Annotated in this window: 17 protein-coding genes; 3 read left to right on the top strand and 14 right to left on the bottom strand. The window is 45.3% G+C overall.

Annotation, left to right across the window (positions count from 1 at the left end; translation table 11 throughout):
* Positions 1-66 precede the first annotated feature (66 nt).
* Positions 67-483, bottom strand: coding sequence for a CBS domain-containing protein (locus L5M40_RS18685; protein WP_028760149.1), 417 nt, complete (start codon positions 481-483; stop codon positions 67-69).
* 215 nt (positions 484-698) lie between these two features.
* On the opposite strand from L5M40_RS18685, the gene L5M40_RS18680 reads away from it, so the two are divergent.
* The gene (locus tag L5M40_RS18680) at positions 699-878 is read left to right on the top strand and encodes a hypothetical protein (RefSeq protein WP_263185144.1); all 180 of its coding nucleotides are present in this window, start codon (positions 699-701) and stop codon (positions 876-878) included.
* 171 nt (positions 879-1,049) lie between these two features.
* On the opposite strand, the gene L5M40_RS18675 is transcribed toward L5M40_RS18680, so the two are convergent.
* The 13 genes from L5M40_RS18675 to L5M40_RS18625 form a co-directional block, all read right to left on the bottom strand.
* The gene (locus L5M40_RS18675; protein WP_028760150.1) at positions 1,050-1,733 is read right to left on the bottom strand and encodes a response regulator; all 684 of its coding nucleotides are present in this window, start codon (positions 1,731-1,733) and stop codon (positions 1,050-1,052) included.
* A gap of 49 nt (positions 1,734-1,782) precedes the next feature.
* The gene (locus L5M40_RS18670) at positions 1,783-4,443 is read right to left on the bottom strand and encodes a sensor histidine kinase (protein ID WP_263171263.1); all 2,661 of its coding nucleotides are present in this window, start codon (positions 4,441-4,443) and stop codon (positions 1,783-1,785) included.
* Between the two features lie 2 nt (positions 4,444-4,445).
* The gene (locus L5M40_RS18665) at positions 4,446-5,207 is read right to left on the bottom strand and encodes a TorF family putative porin (protein WP_168824076.1); all 762 of its coding nucleotides are present in this window, start codon (positions 5,205-5,207) and stop codon (positions 4,446-4,448) included.
* Between the two features lie 34 nt (positions 5,208-5,241).
* Positions 5,242-5,841 (bottom strand): potassium-transporting ATPase subunit KdpC, encoded by a 600-nt coding sequence (gene kdpC, locus L5M40_RS18660; protein ID WP_168824074.1) that lies wholly within the window; start codon positions 5,839-5,841, stop codon positions 5,242-5,244.
* A gap of 9 nt (positions 5,842-5,850) precedes the next feature.
* On the bottom strand, positions 5,851-7,869 hold the full coding sequence (kdpB, locus tag L5M40_RS18655) for a potassium-transporting ATPase subunit KdpB (RefSeq protein ID WP_131525163.1): 2,019 nt from the start codon (positions 7,867-7,869) through the stop codon (positions 5,851-5,853).
* 2 nt (positions 7,870-7,871) lie between these two features.
* Positions 7,872-9,596 carry a potassium-transporting ATPase subunit KdpA gene (gene kdpA / locus L5M40_RS18650; protein WP_263160961.1) on the bottom strand — a complete coding sequence of 575 codons (1,725 nt, stop codon included), beginning with the start codon at positions 9,594-9,596 and terminating at the stop codon, positions 7,872-7,874.
* 8 nt (positions 9,597-9,604) lie between these two features.
* Positions 9,605-9,685 carry a potassium-transporting ATPase subunit F gene (locus tag L5M40_RS22640; protein WP_105252297.1) on the bottom strand — a complete coding sequence of 27 codons (81 nt, stop codon included), beginning with the start codon at positions 9,683-9,685 and terminating at the stop codon, positions 9,605-9,607.
* A gap of 225 nt (positions 9,686-9,910) precedes the next feature.
* A complete protein-coding gene (locus tag L5M40_RS18645) occupies positions 9,911-10,909 on the bottom strand; it encodes an FAD:protein FMN transferase (protein ID WP_263160959.1) in 999 nt (332 codons plus the stop codon).
* A 52-nt stretch (positions 10,910-10,961) separates the two neighbouring features.
* Positions 10,962-12,443, bottom strand: coding sequence for a TrkH family potassium uptake protein (locus tag L5M40_RS18640; RefSeq protein WP_263160957.1), 1,482 nt, complete (start codon positions 12,441-12,443; stop codon positions 10,962-10,964).
* Positions 12,444-12,455: 12 nt separating this feature from the next.
* Complete coding sequence (locus L5M40_RS22635; RefSeq protein WP_411569090.1) at positions 12,456-12,815, bottom strand: DUF4118 domain-containing protein; 360 nt, start codon at positions 12,813-12,815, stop codon at positions 12,456-12,458.
* 287 nt (positions 12,816-13,102) lie between these two features.
* Positions 13,103-14,263 (bottom strand): trans-sulfuration enzyme family protein, encoded by a 1,161-nt coding sequence (locus L5M40_RS18635; protein WP_173496602.1) that lies wholly within the window; start codon positions 14,261-14,263, stop codon positions 13,103-13,105.
* Between the two features lie 18 nt (positions 14,264-14,281).
* The gene (locus L5M40_RS18630) at positions 14,282-15,286 is read right to left on the bottom strand and encodes an isopenicillin N synthase family dioxygenase (RefSeq protein WP_263257040.1); all 1,005 of its coding nucleotides are present in this window, start codon (positions 15,284-15,286) and stop codon (positions 14,282-14,284) included.
* A gap of 387 nt (positions 15,287-15,673) precedes the next feature.
* Positions 15,674-16,705 carry an isoaspartyl peptidase/L-asparaginase family protein gene (locus L5M40_RS18625; protein WP_263178582.1) on the bottom strand — a complete coding sequence of 344 codons (1,032 nt, stop codon included), beginning with the start codon at positions 16,703-16,705 and terminating at the stop codon, positions 15,674-15,676.
* Between the two features lie 120 nt (positions 16,706-16,825).
* Between L5M40_RS18625 and L5M40_RS18620 the strand changes: the two genes are divergently transcribed.
* Both L5M40_RS18620 and L5M40_RS18615 read left to right on the top strand, forming a co-directional pair.
* Entirely contained in the window at positions 16,826-18,676 is a 1,851-nt protein-coding gene (locus L5M40_RS18620; RefSeq protein WP_219252679.1) for an autotransporter assembly complex protein TamA, read from the top strand.
* Positions 18,673-22,662 (top strand): translocation/assembly module TamB domain-containing protein, encoded by a 3,990-nt coding sequence (locus L5M40_RS18615; protein ID WP_263176352.1) that lies wholly within the window; start codon positions 18,673-18,675, stop codon positions 22,660-22,662. The genes L5M40_RS18620 and L5M40_RS18615 overlap by 4 nt, the downstream gene beginning before the upstream one ends.
* The last annotated feature ends 121 nt before the right edge of the window (positions 22,663-22,783 follow it).

Genomic DNA, 22,783 nt, shown 5'->3' with positions numbered 1-22,783 from the left:
ATGGTATTGCTAATTTACTCTGCACTCAGTATATGGCGTGTCAGTTTCGCACTGGCTCGACTTAGATTAAACCGGTGACAGATAACATTGTTGCATATAGATATTCATGGCTTTGAGCACATTGGTGCGATTAATCGTGCCAATTACTTTGCCATGTTCAACCACTGGATACACTTTAGGTTTAGGCCCTAGCATTTGTTCGGCGAGCTGCAAAATACTGTCATCTGGCCCAACGAACAGCACTTCAGTGCGCATGCAATCCTTCACCACTGAGGTCATATCACAGTGATAGCTACTTTTAATCATCACAGCCAAACAATCCTGCTGGGATAAAAAGCCCACCAAATCGCCCGTATCATCAACCACTGCTGCGCCCATTTTATTATTATCTAACAGCTTTTCGACCGCAGTCGCGAGCGACATATTAGCGCGCAGCAACACGGGCTGACGATCCATATGGTCGCGGATTTTAATTAAGTCCATAGTCTTTCCCTCGAATTAACCCTACGTTTGTAGTCTAGTCAAAATATCGGCAAGAATGTGCGATTTATATCGATTGGGCTTATCTAGTGCATAATACCAATCAAATTAAATATCTAATCAGTTCAGAGCCTCACAGGTATTTCAATCCAAGGTGCATTGACGCAGAAATGGTTATTCCCTTTTAAGTCAATGCAACACCGGAGTGGGATGCCTGTGTGACTCCCGAAGGGCGGGTTTCAACGCGCTTTATACTGCGTTTAAGGCTTTCGACAGAGCACCACTATGCCTTCAAGCCTTCGCCTTGTCTAAAGCGCGTTGAACTCCCGCTGAATGAACAGATATTTAATACGATTGGTATAATCCTATGTCAACAAGAGCTAACAGGACAAAAATAGCGTCAACAAAGGCAGCCAGAAATAGCGACTTAGAGTTAACTGAAGCGAATGCTAGAAACTGAAATCAGGCAAGTATCCGATTGAGCTTCAATGATGGCAGGTAATGCCATCCGTCTTCGGTGATCATTTTACTTGTCATTCCAACGCGTTTTAATTCGCTATTGATACAAGCTATAAGTCGATATAAAAGCGATAGCCTACACCGGGCTCAGTCCGCACATACTGAGGTTCACTCGGGGAATCGCCTAATTTTTGCCTTAAGTGACTGACCACAATTCGTAGATAATGTGTGTCTTCTGTATGAGCGGGCCCCCAAATCTCTTTGAGCAACTGAGTCTGAGTGACAACGCAGTTAGGTGACGACGCCAATTTAGACAATACTGCGTATTCCTTGGGTGTGAGTTCGACAATTTGATGATCAACTTTAACCAGCCTGCGACTTAAATCAATCTGCAACTTGCCGTCATCTAATATGGGTAATTTTTCAGGTTTGATATGGTCCCTTAAAATCGCTCGCACCCTTGCCAGTAACTCTTCCACACTAAAGGGTTTGGTCACATAATCCTGCGCGCCTGCATCTAATGCTGCGACTTTTTCTTTATCTTGATTGCGAACCGACAATACAATCACAGCAACATCGGACCATCCCCGTAACTCCTGTAGCACTTGATGGCCTTCCATATCCGGCAAGCCTAAATCCAAAATAACTAATTCAGGTTGCTGGCGTGCGACAGCCGCGAGTCCTTGCTGACCATTTTCAGCTTCGGTAACGTCATAGCCCTCACTGGTGAGTGCAATCCGCAGCATGCGGCGTATTTGGGTCTCATCATCGATAACCACGATTTTTATTGCCACGTCTCTAGTCCATTCTGTGGTTTATTAAGAATATTTTGGCTAAAAATGATTAGCCAGGAACGGGATAGTCTAACGGCAATTCAACTTCAAAACGAGTGCCTTGCCCCTGTAGGCAATCGGTAACGCGAACACTACCGCCGTGTGCAGCTATCATGCCTTTACAAATAGCCAGCCCCATACCTGTATTCTGTTTTTTCTTATCGCCATCGGCAACCACATAAAACATATCGAAAATTTGATCCCTATGACTGGCGGGAATCCCCGGCCCTCTGTCTTCAATGGCAATACAGCAACGGTGATTAGAAATGGTCAATTCAATACAAATAGGCTCTTCTGGTGGTGAAAATCGAACGGCATTCTCTAGAATGTTAAATAATCCTTGTTCAATCAGCGCCGCATGCACAAATAGGAGTGGGGGCTCTTTTTCTCTGTGATATTCAACGATTGCGTTAGGGAAATAACGTTTAAGCCTGCCAAGTACGCTGCCAATAATGTCATCTGCCGAAACCCAATCACGCTCTATGCTCAAAGTGCCATGACCCAGGCGTGTCATATCGAGTAGATTTTGGATATAGCTGTCCAAGCGACGGCTTTCTTGCAAAATAGTATCAAGTAGCTCGTTGCGGTCAGCCTCTAGCAATTGTTTATTCAATAGTTTTAAGCTCTCCGCCGCCCCCATCATGGCTGAGAGTGGTGATTTTAGATCGTGAGACACTGACGATAATAATGCGGAACGTAACTGCTCAATTTCTGTTTTCACCCGTGCTGATTCAAGATCTGACACTAACTGAATACGCCGCCATGTATTAGCGCCTTGCTGTAACATGGCCAGAATAAGCTCTCTATCAAACGGACTGAGTTCGTTGACCGTAGGTTGCCAATCTAAAATCGCCGCGCCAATCGTCGTACCTTCTAGTTCAATGGGGAACACACTCACACCCGATGCGCTCAAGGTATCGCTCAAACGCCCCGCCGCTTGCCCATGGCGCAAGGTCCAATCGATTGCGGCTAAATCAAGGTCGTTAAATGGCGTATTCAGCAGCGGTAAATAGGATCGCTGACCGTCTTTACGCTGCAAAACAATATAACAATCGGCATTCACTGAACCAGCAATCTTGCGCCCTATCGTTTGCCAAAGGGCTTTTTCATCATCGGCGACCGATAATTCTTGGGCAACATCTTTTAAGGTTTCAGCATAACGATTTGACTCACGCAGCAAAATAAACTGATTTCGGATCCGAGATGCCGCCGGTCCACTGATAAGCCCTATACACATCAAAAAGATTAAAGTGGCAATATCATCCTGACTATTTACATTCATAGTAAATTTGGGATCAGTAAGAAAGAAATTAAAGCTGAAAAAAGACCACACCGCGGTTGCCATGGCAGGCCTAGCGCCATAGGTTAAACCAATGCTGACAATCAAGAAAACATATAACAACACCAGATTGCCATTACTGAGCCAAGTATCTAAAAATGCCACCAGCGGAAAAATAACCACCACGCCAATCAGCCCAAGAATATGGCCTCGAAGATCACCAAAACTGGCTTTAGGCGTAATGGGATCTCGTACTTGCATTTGGTTTTCGGGTGCGTGATAGACACTCACCTCAACAGGTAAACCAGACTCAATCAAACGTTGATACAGCCTTTTACGCCACCAAGGATAGGTGCGTTTCACACCCGCGCCGACTAATACTGTGTTAATTCGATGCAGGGCTATGTAAGGTAAAATGGCCTGATAACTGCTCGTGTCGCGTAATACTTCAGTCTGCGCGCCAAGTTCCTTCGCTAAAGCAAAGGCCTCATTTAGCCTTTTCCGCTGATAAAGGCCCAGCGCTTTGCCAGTATCGACCCAAAGCACTAACCAAGGAATTTGCCGCCGCTCGGCAATCTGCCGACCTATGCGGATCAAATACTGATGATCACTGCTGTTACTCACTAAAACCAGCAATCTGTCTTTGAGAACAAAATCCGTTCCCTGTGCTTTGGCATCGAGTTCACAAATCAGTTTTGCATCGACTCGCTCTATGACTTTTTTCATTGCCAATTCGCGCAGTGCAGTCAAATTCGAGACCGAAAAAAAAGCATCTAAAGCCGAGCGAGCATACTCTGGCAGATAAACTTTGCCTTGCTGTAAGCGTTCGATGAGTGTTGATGGCGGTAAATCAACAAATATAATTTCATGGGCTTCATCAAGGAAGCGATCGGGGACGGTTTCCCGTACCCGCACTTGAGTAATTTGCAAAACCAGATCATTCAAACTGACCAAATGTTGGATATTGACTGTGGTATAGACATCAATGCCCGCAGCTAATAATTCTGCGACGTCTTGATAGCGCCGTTTATGGCGACTACCGGGGACATTCGTGTGGGCCAACTCATCGACTAAGATAAGCTTAGGCCGACGAAGCAGCGCTGCATCCAAATCGAATTCCGTTAAACGATTATGATGATAATCAATGGGTTTACGTGCCAATACCTCAAAACCCGCTACCATGGCCTCGGTATCGGCACGCCCATGGGTTTCCACCAGTCCAACCAGCAAATCGACACCTTGCTGGGCCATTTCCCTTGCCGCACTGAGCATTGCATAGGTCTTGCCCACGCCAGGTGCCGCCCCAAGAAAAACCGTCAGTTTACCTTTATCATTTTGCTGTATCTGACTTAAGAGCGCATTGGCTTGCTGTGTTTGACTGATTGGTACCACGATTAGAAACTCCTTGAAAGACTCACTATCCAGCGCGCATCACACAGGGACTGGCACTGACTCTGCGATAAATCCGTATCGACATAACCGACACTCAACACATCCTGCTCAGTCATATTGAGGTTCAGCCCAACTCGCCAATCTAAATAGTGGCTATTGCTAGCGGCCATAGAACCTAAAAACAGTGCCATATCTTGCTGAGAAGCAAAAAAATTGCTCCCAAGATGCAGTACTAGACTTACATTAGAGAACAGCTGCGGTTCATAACTGGCGTAAACATACTGAAAATCGTCCACATTCTCGCCAAAATAATCAGGAGAATAAACCAGCCCTAACTTAGCATCGGCGTAGCTTACCACAGCATAAATTTCGTTATAACTCAGGTCGGTATCGTCCTGAGAGTATTGGTAACGTATCACGCCTAGGTCCGTTGTTAAGCCATTATCCCAATCTTTAGCCCAGCCAGCGGACAAGTCGAGTTCTAAACTTCCATCCCCAAATTCGATGTTACTGCCCCAAAGCGAGCCATACCAGCCAGAATCATGGCTTAGGGTATACCCTGCTTGAACTGCAGGTCCTTCATCAGTTTGAGAAATACCGCGAAACGCATAATCACTTATGAGCATCACACTCCCTTGACTCTGCCAAGAGGCATTGCCCCCATGAGTCTCAGTGCTGGCAAGCGCGCCCATAGAGAGTGAAGATAATGCCATGATCACACTCGCACAGAGGCGCGAACAAGGAGCTGACTTAATCGGTAACATAAAAATTTATCCTTAAATTCAGTAGAATATTGTTTTATTGAGCGTGTTTAGCAATCTGGTCGAGAGCGAGGTTAAGCTTGAGCACATTGACGCGCGCTTGCCCAAAAATGCCCCACTGCGGTGGTTCGATAAATTGCGCCACTAAGGTCAACACTTGTGGTTCGGCTAACTGTCGAGCCTGAGCCACGCGCGCAACTTGCAGTTTGGCCGCTGCGGGTGAAATATGGGGATCCAGTCCCGCGCCCGATGTGGCGAGTAAATCCACAGGGATATCAGCGGCCTGAACGGATTCTCTGGCTTGGATTTCTTGGCTTGTTGCCATCACACGTTCACGTAACGCCGGGTTACTCGGCGCAAGGTTACTACCACCTGTCGCCATAGGATCGTAACCGACAGCGCTCGGCCGACTAAAAAAATAGGCCGGATTAACAAAGGGCTGAGCGATGAACTCAGAACCCATAGCAACATTATCCCTGTGGATCACACTGCCCTTAGCTTGTACGGGAAATAAAGCGCCACCGAGCTGAGTCACAGTGCCGGTATAGACAACACCACACACAAATAACAGGGCGAGACTGGCTCTCAATCCCATAACGGCATGCTGGGTTTTAGTGGTATATACGATTGAATTCATTACTGTCTCCTAGAGCATAAGTGCAATGATTGAGTCGAGTGCTTTAATGCCGACAAAGGGTAAAATCACCCCACCTAAGCCATAAATCAGCATGTTATTTCGCAGTAATTTTTCTGCACTTATGGGTCTGAGCTTGATGCCTTTTAATGCCAATGGAATTAAGGCGGGAATGATAAGAGCGTTAAATACGAGCGCTGCGAGTACGGCTGAGGTTGGGCTGTGAAGCTGCATCAGATCCAGTGCACCAATCGCAGGCAAAGCCCCCGCAAATACCGCTGGAATAATGGCAAAATACTTAGCCACATCATTAGAGAGAGAAAATGTAGTCAAGGCGCCGCGGGTGATCAGCAATTGTTTTCCGACTTCAACGATAGCCAGTAATTTAGTGGGATCTGAATCCAAGTCCACCATATTGCCAGCTTCTTTAGCGGCTTGGGTACCTGAGTTCATCGCAAGACCTACATCGGCCTGCGCTAATGCCGGCGCATCGTTAGTACCATCCCCCACCATAGCCACTAATCGACCTTTGGCCTGCTCTGCGCGAATAAGGGCAAGTTTATCCTCAGGTTTAGCTTCAGCGACAAAATCATCAACCCCAGCTTCGGCGGCAATCACGCCAGCCGTTAGCGGATTATCCCCTGTCACCATGATGGTCCGTACACCGAGCGCTCTTAAACGGGCAAACCGCTCCGCAACGCCTGGCTTAATCACGTCACTTAAGGCTATAACCCCTAAAATGTGCGTGCCACTGGCGACGACTAAGGGAGTCCCCCCCTGCAAAGCCACTTTGCGGATAAGCGCGTTAACTGATTCAGGCCAGTGAATTTGATGCTGCTGCGCCCAAAACTGCATCGCATCGCCAGCGCCTTTAATGCCTTGAATACCATCGGTTAAAATCACCCCAGAAACCCGAGTCTCCGGCGTAAATGGGATAAAAGTTGCATCCGTAGGTTTGACGGGCAATACCGCGCCCAAATCTATGGCCAATTTGAGTACAGATTTCCCTTCAGGGGTGGGGTCATCGAGGGAAGACAGTACCGCCGCATCACGCAACATCTCAGCTGCAATGCCTTTCACGGGTAAAAATGCGGTCGCTTGACGATCACCGAAAGTGATAGTGCCAGTTTTATCCAGCAGTAACGTATCGATATCCCCCGCAACTTCCACGGCTTTACCCGATTTAGCGACCACATTGGCGGCTAAGGCGCGGTTCATGCCTGCAATACCAATGGCGGGTAACAAGCCACCAATCGTCGTTGGGATCAAACACACTAACAGCGCAATTAACATAGTGTAATCAAGGCTTGCACCGACGAAACCCGCCATGGGTGGCAAAGTCACCACCACGATAAGGAAAACCGCAGTCAATGATGCAAGTAGCACAGTCAACGCCGTTTCGTTCGGTGTTTTCTGACGCTTCGCCCCTTCGACCAGCCCTATCATACGATCTAAAAAGCTATTCCCAGGATCGTTGGCAACCAGCACGGTAATTTCACCCGTAAGTACCTTAGTGCCGCCAATCACACCGGAATGATCTGTGCCTGCTTCACGCAGCACAGCCGCAGATTCACCGGTAATCGCCGATTCGTTGATAGTGGCTATCCCTTCAATGATTTCACCATCGGCAGGAATATAATCACCCTGTAAAACCTTCACCTTATCGCCTTTGACAAGCAAAGTTGCGGATACTGATTCCAACTCACCGTGGCGTATGCGCCGAGCCTGCAAGGCCTCTTTCGCCGACTTTAAGCTAGCAGCTTGTCCGCGCCCCCTTGCCTCTGCCACGGATTCCGCAAAGTTAGAAAACCACACGGTAAGCAAAAGAATAAGGGTCGTGGCTAGCTCAAAACCAACAGTCTCGCCATTGAAGAACTTTTGTCCTGTGATCAAAGCGGCAAGTAAAGCGCCGACCATCACTACGAACATCACAGGGTTACCAGCCATACTCACTAAGGACATTTTCTTTACAGCACCAAAGGCAGCTTGCTTCACGCCGGCGCTATCTAATATTTGAGCAGGTTTATGCATGACTATTTCTCCAGACTCATAGTGGCAAGTTCTAAAGCTTCGCCAATAGGCCCTAATACAGCTGCAGGTAAGAAAGACAGGAAGTTAATGATTAAAATCACGGCAATAAGGGTGAAACAAAAGGTGGGACTCTCGAGCTTCAAGCTCGCGTTACTATCGGGGCTCACTCTTTTACTCGACATCATCCCCGCAATTGCCAGCGGTAAAAACAGCGGCAGGTATCGACCGAGCAGTAAGGCGATAACGCAACTGATATTCCACCAAGGCGTGTTATCACCTAAACCTTCAAAACCCGAACCGTTATTAGCAAAAGCGGAGGTATATTCGTAAAAGACTTGCGAAATTCCATGAAAGCCGGGGTTGCTGTTGCCCGTAATACTCGGGATAGCCACAGTGATCGCCGTCAAACCTAAGACACACAAGGTAGGTAAAACTAATAGACTTCCCAAAAGGGTGATTTCACGGGTTTCGAGCTTACGACCAAATATCTCTGGCGTACGGCCAATCATCAATCCCGATAAAAAAACAGCAATCCACACATAAACGATAAAGTTAACAAAACCGCAGCCAATACCGCCCCATATCGCATTGAGTAACATGCCTGATCGCGTCATCAATCCCCCTATTGGATTGAAGGAATCGTGCATGGCATTGACCGAACCGTTAGAGGTTTGTGTGGTAAAAGAAGCCCATAGCGCCGATAGCTCAGGTCCAAAGCGAACTTCTTTACCCTCCATATTAGGCCCTTGGGCGCTTAATCCCACAAAGGCAGCGTTGGGTTGCAACTCGCTGTACACAGTTGCCCCAAGAAAACTGACGCTTAATAAACCCATAGCCACCAGAGCCATCAAGGTAAATTTTTTGCGTCTTAGCATTCCACCAGCCATAAAGACGACGGCCATAGGGATCAGCACTAAGGCAATGGTCTCGATTGCATTACTGACTGGCGTTGGGTTTTCTAGCGGGTTACTACTGTTGGGGCCATACCAGCCCCCGCCATTAGTACCTAACTGCTTAATGGCCACCATAGATGCAACGGGGCCAATCGGAACGACCTGCTCAGTAATAGGTGATGCAGAATCTAAGGTGTTCACTTTTTGCGCACCGTCAAAACTACTCGGTACGCCTTGCCAAGTCAGTAACAGCGCCACAATAGCCGCTAATGGCAGCATAAGTCTGAGTACACCGCGCACTAGGTCAACATAATAGTTACCCAGATTTCGAGCCTCGCCCTCTTTGGCGCTGTCATTATTCAACCCGCCTAACATTCCCCGCAAAATCGCCACACAAACAGCCAGCGCCATGGCTGGAGTGACAAATTGCAGCGTGACAATGACAAATCCTTGGGATAGATAACTGAGCTGAGCCTGCCCGGAATAGTGCTGTTGATTGGTATTGGTGAGGAATGACACCGCAGTGTGCAACGCCAGATCCCAAGATAATGGTCCTATACCATCGGGGTTAAGTGGTAACACATGTTGGAATTTAAGGATAAGAAACGCCAAAATGCCAAGTACCAAGTTGCTGATAAGAAACGCCGCACCATAAGATTTCCATGTCATCCCCGAATGGGCATTTACGCCTATAGCCCGATAAATCCACTTTTCAATGGGATTAAATAAACGATCTGAAAAATGGGACTGACCAGAGAAAACTCCTGTCATATAGGATCCCAACAGCCATGCGAGCCCAAGCGCAGTAGTAAAAATAAGGGTAATTTCAAACATAACGACTCCTAAAACTTATTAGGGGCAAACATTGCCACTGCTAAGTAGATGAAAAGTGCTATGGAAAGTATTAGAAATATCCAGTCCATATAATTTGTCCTTAAGAAAGTGAGTAACAGGACAAATATATGAATTAACCGCGTAAAGTCTCTAGAGTTCAAATGACTAATCCCGTAAAGAATACGTAAAAGTCATCATAATCAGTGGTAAATAAGGCCACAATAAACCATGGCATTAGCTATAAAAGTAAAATAAAAATGCCAGCTAGAAATACTAACTGGCATTAACACATGACCAAGCGATGATATTGTAGATTAATTAAGCTCTATATTTTTCATTTTATTATAGCTATCAGTCTTAATCTCTTTAAGTACACCTTTATTGTCATCAATAAATAATGCTTTTATATCATTCTGATTAGCGACGACGAATCCTTCTTGACTTCCTAAACATAATAGCGCTGTAGACCAAGCATCTGCTCTAGCCGGATCCGTTGCCAATACAGTTACAGATACTGTGTTATGGGTTACGGGTTTACCGGTTCGCGCATCAAGAATATGTGAATAACGCTGCCCTAAATGATCAAAATAATGACGATATGTACCCGATGTCATGATCGCTTGAGGGAAATCAATAAGCAGAACCTTTTGCATTGTTCGCTGTTCGGGCAGCGGTTTTTCAATCGCGATTTTCCAAGCAGAACCATCGAGCTTACTGCCGTGTACGACCATTTCGCCGCCAATCTCTACCAAATAATTATCGATATTGTATCGCTTTAGCACATCTGCAACTTTGCCTACGCTATATCCCTGTCCAATCGAAGATAAATCAAGATGTACCTCTGGCAAATCTTTAGTTAACATTTGATTATCAATACTTAAATGATGTAAGCCTACATAGGTTAATGTCTGTTGAAGTGCACTTTCTGTAGGAATGGTTAATTGGTTATGGGTAAATCCCCACAAATCGAATAATGGTTTAATGGTCAAATCATAACAACCCTCCGTTTTTGAAGTGACCTCCTTGGCTATCCCTATGAGCCCTAAAATATCATCCCCGACCGCCATAGCGGAGTGCATACTGTTAAAACGAGAAATCACTGAATCTGAACGATAAGTAGACATATAAAGATCTATTTCTGCCAATTGCCGCTCAATCTCGCGATTTATCTCTGTACTATTTAACTTGTCTTTACTCCAAAATGTCACATGCCAACTCGTCCCCTGCGCAAGGCCTTCTAACTTGGTATAAACTGGCGATTTCTGACACCCTACTAGCATAATGAGTAATATACATCTCAATAACCATTTCATTTAATGACCCTCCCAGTCAATTCGACAAATTAACCATAAAATACACTTAAAATTAAAATCGCCAGAATGCCCGTGAGAAAATGATGAGTACAGGAAATATTTCTAATCGCCCAAAAAGCATAGCGACACACATCAGCCATTTAGCCGCATCTTTTAACGTGCCAAATCCAGATGCAGTGTCACCATAACCAATCCCCATATTATTAATGCACGCGGCGACGGTTCCAAAGGCGGTGGCAAAATCATGTCCAATGGCGACCAATCCCCATACAAAAACGCAAGTAAAAAATATGTACAGGAAAAATAATCCCCATACTGAACGAATGACTCTGTCTGAAACGACTTGACCACTGATCTTTGTTGTTAAAATGGCATTAGGATGAACCAATTGATGAATTTCTCGGATCCCTTGACGGTACAAAAGTAAAAATCTGACAGCTTTAATACCGCCACAAGTAGAACCAAAGCATCCACCAAAAAAGCTCGCGCCTAATAATAAAAGCACAATATGACTGGGCCAATTAGGATAACCTGCAGAGCCTAATCCATTGTCCGTCATAACTGAAACTGTTTGAAAAAATCCATGTACCAATGAATCTTTAATATCAAAAGTTTGAGTACGATTCAGCTCTAAACAAGCGATCCCAACAACGATAGATAATATGAGAATAAAAAATCGAACCTCCGCATTATACCAAATAGGCTTGAAGCTTCGCCGAACTAACACTATGTAGTATAAGGCGAAATTGATTGCTGCAAGTATTGAAAACACACCACCCACAAGCTCAATTGCAGCACTGTTATAATATCCTAAGCTGTCACTATGTGTGGAAAATCCACCCAATGAAACGGTAGATAGACTATGACATATGGCATTAAACCAATTCATTCCTGCAAGTTTATAAGCAACTGCACAACCTAAGGCAAGTACGCTATAAAGCCCCCATAAATTTCGAGCCGTATCCGCAAGGCGGGGCGTCATCTTTTCCTCTTTCATGGGACCTGGCATCTCAGACTGATATAATTTTGCGCCACCAATACCAAGAAATGGCATAATTGCAACGGCCAAAACAATTATCCCTAACCCACCGAGGAAATTAAGCTGTGCTCGATAAAATAAAATCGATTTGGGTAGTTCATCAATATCTGAAAAAATCGAGGCTCCAGTCGTCGTAATGCCAGACACACCTTCAAACATGGCATCGGTTAAACTCAAGTCCAATCGTCTATCAAGAAGAAAAGGTAATGCACTCATTAAGGAAAATATCAGCCAAAATAAACAAGCGACCATGAAGCCATCACGTTTTTGCAGATTTTTATTTTCCTCACTTGTAATCTTCCAACCGACCACACCAATAAAAAGGGAAAGGAGGAATGTGATTAAAAATGGAGTGATATATCCATCTTTATAAAATAATGCAACAGCGATAGGCATCAACATGGTGAAGCTATATATGACAATCAAAAAGCTACATAGATGAATTATGGTATGAAATCGAGAGCTAAATTTCTGTATTCCACTGACTGCAATCATTCCAACTCACCTTTAGATATTTATCGTGAAAGACTTAATGAATAATTTATTAGGCATCATAAAATACAAGCGCTCACGTCCTGTTCTAAAATCATATGCAATCGATAACAGAGTTAGGTTAGGAAATAGATCTTCCCCTAATACTCTTTGTTGTCGTCTAAGGTGGATTGCAAGTTGACTTATCGTCGCGACAATGGTTATGACAATAAAAGCGATTAGATTGATAAAAACAGCCACATCTATCATTGGGAGGGAATAATAAGGAGCGTTAAATAAAAAATGAACACGAATAGCTTCAAAAAATGCAGCCATATACGCATATTGAAAACAACATTGAAGTGTAATCATAACGACAACGAGTTGGAGTACAATAATAATGCTTTAGATGACACCCTCCAAGAGGGTAAATACAAGCAAATAGCGAGTAAGCACTCAGAAATAAAGCTCAACCTAACAGAGAGTTTAAAAACACTTAGTTTGTCCATCAAAATGTAAGTCGTTATGTCATACAGATTTTCACTTTAACAGACGAAAACAATTCTGACGCGTAAAAAAAACGTAAAAAATTACGGGAATTAACTTTATATAGACGAAATTAATAACATTATACTTTTGAAATCCCCAATCAATTTAACTGGGGATGGCTAGTATCAATATGCTTAAATGGCTAAGGCTTGCTCAAGATCGGCAATCAAATCTTGAGGATCTTCGACGCCAATGCTCAATCTAATCAGGTTGTCATTCACCCCTGAAGCTAGCCGACTCGCAGCATCCATAGCGGCATGGGTAGTGCTAGCGGGGTGGCAGGCAAGGCTCTCTAAGTCGCCTAAACTGACCGCTTGAGTAAACAAGTTCAAATGATCTAAAAACTGCGCCGCTCGATTAAAGCCCCCTTCGAGCTCAATACTCACCATACCGCCAAAGGCGTTGATGGTTTCACTCAGAACTTGATGACCTTGATCCTCTGCTAGCCCTGGGTAATAAACTTTTGCAACGCTCGGATGGGTTGCAAGAAAAGCGGCGACCTTAGCCGCGCCCGCAAGATGAGCATCCATTCGAAGTGCTAAGGTACGTAAGCCTCGCTGTAATAAATAGGCTTCCTGTGGCCCAATCGCGGCGCCGATATGTTTAAGCGCTATAGTGCGAATAGGTTGCATTAATGCCTTAGGTCCAGCGACAACACCTGCGATTAAATCGCCATGGCCACTTAAATACTTAGTGGCACTGTGCATCACGATATCAATGCCATGTTCCAGCGGTTTGAATAAATACGGGGTTAAAAACGTATTATCACAAATGGTTATAGCGCCCACTTTTTCGGCGGCAAGCTTAACCTTACGGTAGTCACTGACTTTTAAGGTCGGATTGGTGATGGGCTCAAATAAAATAATTTTTGTTTCGGCGGTAATCTCTGCCAATAAATGATCATCATCTTGATAACGGCGCACAGTAATACCCGCGCGGGTTAACGTTTGGATTAAAAATGCCGCAGTGCCACCGTATACGGGGTCGATAAATGCGATTTCATCACCTTGACTCGCTAAGGCATAGAAAATACTGCTGATTGCCGCCATCCCACTCGCAACAACGAGTGATTCATCAGCCCCTTCCAGTTGTGCTAATTGATATTCAAGCGCCTGCACTGTCGGATTCGCCATGCGACTGTAGATAAAGCCCGGTTGCTCACCTGCAAAACGGGCTCGACCATCCTCGGCACTACCGTAGGCGAAGGTGCTACTTTGATAGATAGGAGTTGTAAGAGCGCCCGTCGAGTTATCAGCGGCATAATGGGTGTGAAGTAATTTAGTTTTAAATTGCATAATAGATCCTAATAACCATTAAATGGCATGAGCGAATGAGGCGTAATGTGCTTGAGCAACGTCGGGATGAGAGCGTAAACGCCCTTTTAATACGTTCTGGCCCACTTGGTGGAAAAGTGGATTTAATGGATCGCTTGCCGGTCCTTGAGCTTGGTTCGCCAAATGCTTTGGCAAAGGTAACAAAGGGACTATCGCATTCAACTGCGCTGCCATAAAAAAGGCGCATGAGTAGCGCTCGACCCCAGCAGGCGGGCTAGTCACCCTATGGTTGGTTGCCTTTAAATACCCATTAGAAGCCAACTCAAGTAATTCACCTATATTCACCACAAAGGCGTCTTCTAATGGCGGTATGCTTAACCAACCGTTGTCAGTCTGAACCTCTAAACCGGATTGCTTATCTTGCAGCACTAAGGTCAAATAGCCAGGATCTTTGTGTGCCCCTACACCTTGGCCTGAAGTCTGTCCATCCGCGCTGGGATAGCGAATAAGCTTCATATGCTGATAAGGACCCGCTTCGATCGTGGCATCAAAGGCGCTTTCTGGCTGCTCTAGCGCAACAGCTAAAGCCCTCAATAGTGTGACACTGGTATCGGCTAAATCCTGTTGCCATGCCAATAAAGTCGATTTCATCTGTGGTAATTGTGACGGCCATTGATTAGGCCCCTGTAGCTGCCACCATATAGGCACATCAGACTGCTGAGGGTTAGCCACTTCTTCTTGCATGATATCAAACTGTTCCCGCAAGTCCGGTTTCCCTAAGGTCAATTCACCTTGCAAACGGGTATAACCGCGAAAATGCGGTGTATTAGCCATTTTCACCGCAAGTTTATCTACGACGGGCAGCGCAAAGAAATCTGCCGCTAACTTAAGTACGTGCTGCTGTCTAGCAAGCTCAATGCCGTGGCCGGTGAGATAGAAAAACCCTATTCTTCTGGCTGCATCGGCAAGCTTAGTAATAAAAGCGTTACGACGTTGTCCACCGGCATGCCAATCACTTAAATTCAATATCGGTAATTGTTCCATCAATGACTCCCATTTAATGCATTGTCTGAGCCGAATTCTATGCCTTTATGGGTCGATGGATAATGAATTAATAACTATTTGATATATTAAATGGTAATAATAGATCATTTGGATATATAGACATCTAGGCTTCTATACTGCTAGATTTGAATTTCAAAGGGTAAAACAGCGCTAATTATTAGGCCAACTCAAACCGAACCACTCAGATAAACATCATAAGCCATACTGTTTAATGATATTTATCTGGTTATTTTTCAATACATTAGTACCATTAAGATATAAAAATAAAAGCGAGTCCACTTTTGCGGCACTCGCTTTTTAAGGTTTCGAAGTTTTAACGTTTCTAAGTCATGTCAGTTATAAACCTAGATACTTCTACAAATGACATTATTGATCATGCCAAATCAGCACTTGGGCTGGCTCACCATTACTACGGGTGGCGCGGTACATACCTTCGGTATTAAATGGCGTAGCAATATTGCCACGCTGATCGACTGCAATCACACCACCTGAACCGCCAGCAGTGATAAGACGTTGATTAATAACTTCATCTGCAGCCTGAATGATGGATTTTTGCTGATATTTCACCTTGGCACAAATATCCCCCGCGACGAGGTAACGGATAAAGAATTCACCATGACCCGTTGCCGATACGGCACAAACACCGTTTTCAGCATAAGTGCCAGCACCGATGACAGGAGAGTCACCGATACGACCAAAGCGTTTTGCCGTCATACCACCGGTCGATGTACCTGCAGCTAAGTTACCCTTTTTATCTAAGGCGACAGCACCAACGGTACCAAATTTGTAATCGAGGTCCTTCATCTCAACATTAGCAACTTGTTCAGATTTAGCCGCAACTTGCAGTTTTTGCCGTGCATCGAGTAATTGCTGATAACGCTCGTCAGTATCAAAATGACGGTTTGGCACTAAAGTAAAGCCTTGAGTCAGGGCAAATTCTTCCGCTCCTGCGCCCGAGAGCATCACGTGCTCAGATTTATTCATCACGGCCAAGGCTAAGTCAATTGGATTGGCAATATGACGCACTCCAGCGACAGCGCCGGCATTCATGGTTTTGCCATCCATAATAGAGGCATCTAATTCATGTCCGCCGTCATAGGTATAAACCGCACCTATACCAGCATTAAACAGAGCACTATTTTCAAGGATATTAATTGCGGTTTGTACTGCCACTAAGCTGTCACCGCCCTCCTCTAAGACTTTTGAGCCTTTATCGACCGCTTCCTTTAACTTATCTTTGTAGGCTTGGCGTTGTTCAGGGGTGAGATTAGCTTTAGAAATCGTCCCCGCGCCGCCATGGATCGCAATGGCGAACGGTTTATCATTGGCAAAGGTGTTATGTGACATAAAAAGTAGGCCCGAAATAATTAAACTAAAGGTGGCTAATTTTGTTTTCATTCTTTACATCCCCTTAAAAAGTAGCGTCCTTTGTAACCATTTCATCGTGTAATTTCAATCATCTCCTTGCCTGTTGGTTTTATTCTGGCGACAATGATGCCAAATCACAGGGACTATAAAGTGCAGCCATTTTTGCAAATCACCTCACATTACATTCGTCTTTGCTTGTTTCTGAGTCTGATTTCAGTCACATCAGTCGCGGCAGCAGATGATTTTATCAAATTATCTGTTACAGGCGTGAATGAAGCGCTGCGAAGCAACATAGTTGCTCACTTAGGCGCTTTACCTGAATCAGAGGTACAGCGCCGTGCCTTTTTGTTTAATGTCGATGACAATATCAGCACCGCCTTAGAATCCATGGGTTACTATCACAGTGAAGTAGAAGAAAAGCTGATTGAGCATGACAAGGGACCGTGGGAATTAAAACTTGAAATCAGCCCCGGCGAGCCAACCATTGTTCAGTGGGTCGATATTAATTTTAGTGGTGAAATGCTTGATGACCGAGCCTTCGATCAATGGCTCGCAAAGGTCAACATTAAACCCGGCGATGTGTTAAATCACGGTGTTTACAGCGACGTAAAATCGCAACTGGTCACCTTAGCCTTGGCACGAGGTTACTTCGATGGCGAATTTACTGAATCACAAATTAAAGTTAACCGCGATATTAATACCGCACAGGTAAGTTTGCATTTTGATTCAGGCAAACGTTACCGATTTGGCCAAGTCAGTTTCGATGGCCATAGCTTAGAACCCGATATATTAGAGGATCTTATCCCCTTTAAAGAAGGTGCTTCATACTCAACTCGCCGTGTAAGCGCCTTGAATCGTCAGTTATTAGATACTGGTTATTTCGCCAATATCAAAGTGATCCCGCAAATCGATAACGTCGAAGATAACCATATTCCAATGCGAGTCGAATTAACGCCTAAGGCAAGTCACGCAATTGAACTCGGTTTTGGTGGTGATATTGGCAAAACAGATCAAGCCTTTGATCCGAGGGTGCGCGTGACTTGGCGTACACCACAAATCAATAAATACGGGCATTCCCAAGAAACCAGTCTCGAATGGTCGCCCGATAGACCAAAGTTATTAACCACTTATACGATTCCGCTCACACATCCCTTAGACGATCAATTAAAGATCCGCCTCGGTTTGCTGCGGGACAAATACGGTGTGACTCAAGTATATGATGCCGAGAATCGTGATTTTAGTAACACAGGCCAGCTCGAGTCGACTAAGTACCTTCTGGGACTATTACGTCAGCAAAGACTAGAAAATCAATGGCTAATGAGTTATTCGTTGGAGGCCATACGCGAAGAATATACTCAGTCTGACGTCGATTATATGCCGTCGTTTTATCTGGCAGGAATTAACTTTTCTCGGACTAGCAGGGGTGATAACTCACTGGATCCTAAATCCGGGTTTAGACAAATTTACAGCCTAGACTATGCCGATCCCTATTTAGGATCAGAAACCCGCCTAGCCCGCTTGCAAGCTAAATTTAAATGGATTGATACCTTCTTCGATAACCACAGAATCGTTGCTCGTATTGATTTAGCTGCCAACTTAGCTAACGAGAATGATCTTGCCTCTATCCCACCATCACTACGCTATTTTGCCGGTGGCGATCAGAGTGTGCGCGGCTATGGTTATCAAGAACTCGGCCCCTATTTAGACTATGTTGCTGACGATGGAAAAACCAATCGCGAGGTTATCGGTGGCCGCTATTTAATGGTTGGTAGTTTGGAATATCAATATTATGTGACCCCCACTTGGCGGGTCGGCACATTTATCGATGCGGGTAACGCCTTCGATAATAATCAATTTGAACCTGTCGTCTCTGTCGGTGGCGGTATCCATTGGATCTCCCCGATTGGTCCAATCAAATTAGATTTAGGGGTCGGATTGAAAGAAACTGAGACCATTGAAAGATCATGGCGAATTCACCTAACCATGGGGACAGATCTATGAGCCAGCCCCCAGAGCATAATAAGCCAAGCGAACAAGATATCGTTGATAATCCCATCACTGAAGTCAATGAAGCCGAGGCCACTGAAACCATAGTGACCTCTGTCACCCCATCGGTGTCATTCATTCAAAGACTGTGGCGGCAGTTCAAACTCTGGACTCGGATTATTATCTATGTGCCATTAGGGCTTTTAGTGTTAATCGCCCTATTACTCGGCACTGAATTTGGCTCGCGCATTACCGTGGGTTTAGCCGATCAATTTGTACCCGATCTTGAACTGACTTATACCTCTGGTTCCATTAACAAAGACTTAGCCCTATCTCACGCGGCTTGGTCTATGGCCGGAATGAACGTGCAACTTGAGGATCTGCATTTACTGTGGCAGCCCGCCTGTTTACTGCAGAAACGCTTATGCATGAATAGCTTATCTGCGGCTAAAGTCGATGTCACTATTGATACCCTAGCGCTTTCTGCAGACTCAAACGAAGCGCCAGTCGCGCCACTTGATGAAGAACCCAGCGAGCTCCTATTACCCTTTGATATTGTTTTAGATTCTGCTGAACTCAATGGCGTTAATATCCAAGTGGATGATATGCAATTTACCGCTAATCGTCTTAACGCAGAAGCACAATGGTTTACCGAAGGTTTGTCGGTTAAACAGCTATCCAGCGAAGGATTATTCGTACTGATCCCTGCATCAACCGATGTAGCAACGCAAACTAGCACGGCAGCGGTAACGAATGCAGCAGATCCCAGTACAGCCGCGGTAACAACACCGACACCATCGGCCAGTCCGTCGCTACCAAAAGAGGCTGAATGGGCTTTAGCACAATTGCCACAGGTATTTATGCCTTTCCCTGTGACGGTCAATGCCCTAACGCTAGACAACACCACACTGCAAATCGGCGATCGTAAAGATGTTTTTAGCCATGCAGAACTACAAGGCAGTTTCCGTGAATACCAATTGGCCTTAGACCATCTCGCCATCAGCCACACCGATGGCAGCGCCGATATCACAGGCAGCCTAACACTTGATAAAGATTATCCACTCGATTTAGAGGCAAATCTCACCCTTAACCAACTAGTCGAATTGCCAGATCTCACTCATCAAGTATTAACGTTAAAGCTGAGCCAAAGTTTAGGACAACTTCAGGTAAATGCCGTCGCCAAGGGCGATGCCGACTTTACGCTAGATGGCCAAATAACACTGCAAGACCCTAACCTGCCCTACAAGGTGAAACTTGAACAAACACGGCTTCAGTGGCCACTGAAGAACCCCGAATACTCGGTAAGCGATGCCACACTCGATAGCCAAGGCGACCTTAATCGGCAAGAGGCGAGTCTTACTGGCCAACTGATCACACCCTTTCACAAAGTGCTCGACATAGACACTGACATCCAACATCAAGATGCTAAGTTAACCATCAATAATCTTGATGTAATGGGCGCGATTGGTAAGGTCAAACTCACGGGCGAACTCGATTATCAAAAAACCATTAGCTGGAACGCTAATTTCTGGATCAATGACGTCAAATTACAAGAAATACAGCTGCCACAAACGGATACAGCGCAAAGTACAACGGGTTTACCGGACAGTTTGATTTCAGGAAAATTACGCACTAAAGGCTCGTTTGCAGACCCCCGTTGGCAAGTATCCCTGAGCGATACTGAGCTCACTGGCACTTTGCAAGGTTATCCCTTCGATATTACAGGGGATATCAGTGTGAATGATTCCCTGTATGTCAGTGCTAAGGGGCTGAACGCCAAAGTACTAGGTTCAACTCTGGCACTCAAAGGCGAAGCCAATGCCAACTGGGATCTCCAAGGTGAATTACAAGTGCCCGACTTTGGCCTGTGGTTACCTAAGGCCAGCGGCCAACTACAGGCGCAGATCAATGTCACTGGTGACGAGAAACACCCCCAGGTCGAGCTTACAGCGCAGCTGGCAGAACTTTACTATCAAAACATTAAACTGCAGGAATCTAATTTAAAGGCCTATTACAAGCCGCTAGATCAACATGAATTTGCTATCTCGCTAAAATCAAAAACCTTACAGATTGCAGAACAAAATTTAGATACAGTGACACTCGGGGCGAAAGGTACCATTAACGCTCAAAAACTCACTCTCAACGCCACGGGCGATCTTGGGCTCGATGCAACGATGAGCAGCCAATACGATGTGAAGAAGTCACGACTACAGCTCGATGTTGATCGTTTAAATCTCAACACGCCCGTAGGCCTATGGCAGCTCGATAACACCATTAATCTGGCTTGGGACCAAATCAAGAATCAAGGCAGCATTACGCCCTTTTGCCTCATGAATCCCAATAGCCGTATCTGCCTAAACAGTAATACACCAATAGGTAAAAAAGGCAGTGCACAGGTGAGCTACTCAGGTAATCCAGGGCAATTACTTGTCCCAATATTACCAACGAATATGCGTTGGAATGGCCCTGCATCGCTATTAGCCAATGTTGCATGGGCTGCTGGCCGTAAGCCTACTGCCGATGTGAACTTTGATTTTGCCCCCGGCAGCATTATGCTAAAACGGGATAAAAATCGTGAAGTCACCATTAATTACCAAAACCTATCATTAAAAGCGACCTTAGATGCAAAACGGCTGGCGACGGTTTTAGATTTTGAATCAGAAGGCGTGGCCAGTTGGCAGAGTGAGATTAACGTCAATGTCACACCCGATCGCACCCTGTCAGGTTATGCCAATATCAAGCAAATCAACTTGCAGCCACTTGGGGAGTTTTTCCCTCAATTAAATACAGTGCAAGGTTTACTGACGAGTCAACTTAACTTTGCGGGTAGTCTAGATGCGCCCGAAGTATCGGGGAGCATGGCCTTAACTGAGGGCGCCTTAGCCCTAACTGCAAACCCAACATTAATCGACAAAATTGACATGTCGATGTCATTTGCGGGTCAACAAGCGCAGCTTAAGGGACGCTGGATGATGGGCAATGGTTTAGGTAGAGTGAATGGTCAACTGCAATGGCCCCAAGGTCAATTTAGTGGCGAGTTAGCCCTCGAAGGCGATAAGCTCGCCGTGATCCAACCGCCACTGGCTATTCTCGATGTCTCCCCCGAGATCAACTTAACCTTCAACAGTAAGCAACTGGCAGTAAAAGGAAAAATAGCAGTGCCTTCTGGCAACATTAAAATTGTGCCATTAGCGGAAGGCGGTGTCGCAGCCTCCGAAGACGTGGTATTTGACGACTCCATTGCCGCCACTCAGCCTAAAACTAGCCCCTACGCCATCGTTGCAGATCTGAATATCAGTGTGGGGAACGAACTCAGAATTGATGGTATGGGCCTCAAAGGTAAACTCCAAGGGACCTTAAAGCTACAGCAGCAAGCTTTCCGTCCTCCTTTGCTCTTCGGTAATATCAAAGTCAATCAAGGTAGCTACAAGTTTATGGGCCAAACCCTAAAAATCCGCACTGGTGAAGTGCAATTTGTGGGGCCAACGTCATTACCAAACCTGAATATTGAAGCAATACGGGAAATTAAGACTGAAGACTTAGTGGCAGGTGTACGCGTCACAGGCACGCCATCACGCCCAGTGGTGACCTTATTCTCCAATCCAGCCAAAGAGCAGGCCGAAATCTTGTCTTACATTATCAAAGGCAGTGGCTTTAACAGCGCCAACAATGAGCAAAATAACTCGCTGATGATGGGGGCGGCACTCGGTTTAGGATCACAGGTAGGCGGCGGCGCAATTAACAACTTAGGGAATACTGCGACAGGACTCATTGAAGAGTTTGGTTTCTCTAACGTGCAACTCGACACTAATGATGAAGGGCGTGTGGCGATCAGTGGCTTTATCGGCGATAACTTAATGGTGAAATACGGAGTAGGTGTATTTAACCCTGGTTACGAAATGACCGTCAGGTATTACTTGCTCTCACAACTCTATCTAGAAACCGTGTCAGGCACTTTAGGCCAATCACTTGATATCTATTACAACTTCAATATCAAGTAACCATATGAATACTAAGATATTGACACTGAAAAATGAGCATCCAATCACTCTAGCCAAACAATCTCAAAATACGGGTTACAGTATGTTGAGGTTGTTTGGGTAAAGCCTAAGTGTCTACCCA

It is taken from the genome of Shewanella sp. SM68 (assembly GCF_025653925.1).
Lineage (GTDB): Bacteria > Pseudomonadota > Gammaproteobacteria > Enterobacterales > Shewanellaceae > Shewanella > Shewanella oncorhynchi.
The sequence above is the reverse complement of the archived record's forward strand: the minus strand, read 5'-3'. Positions and strand labels throughout refer to the sequence as shown.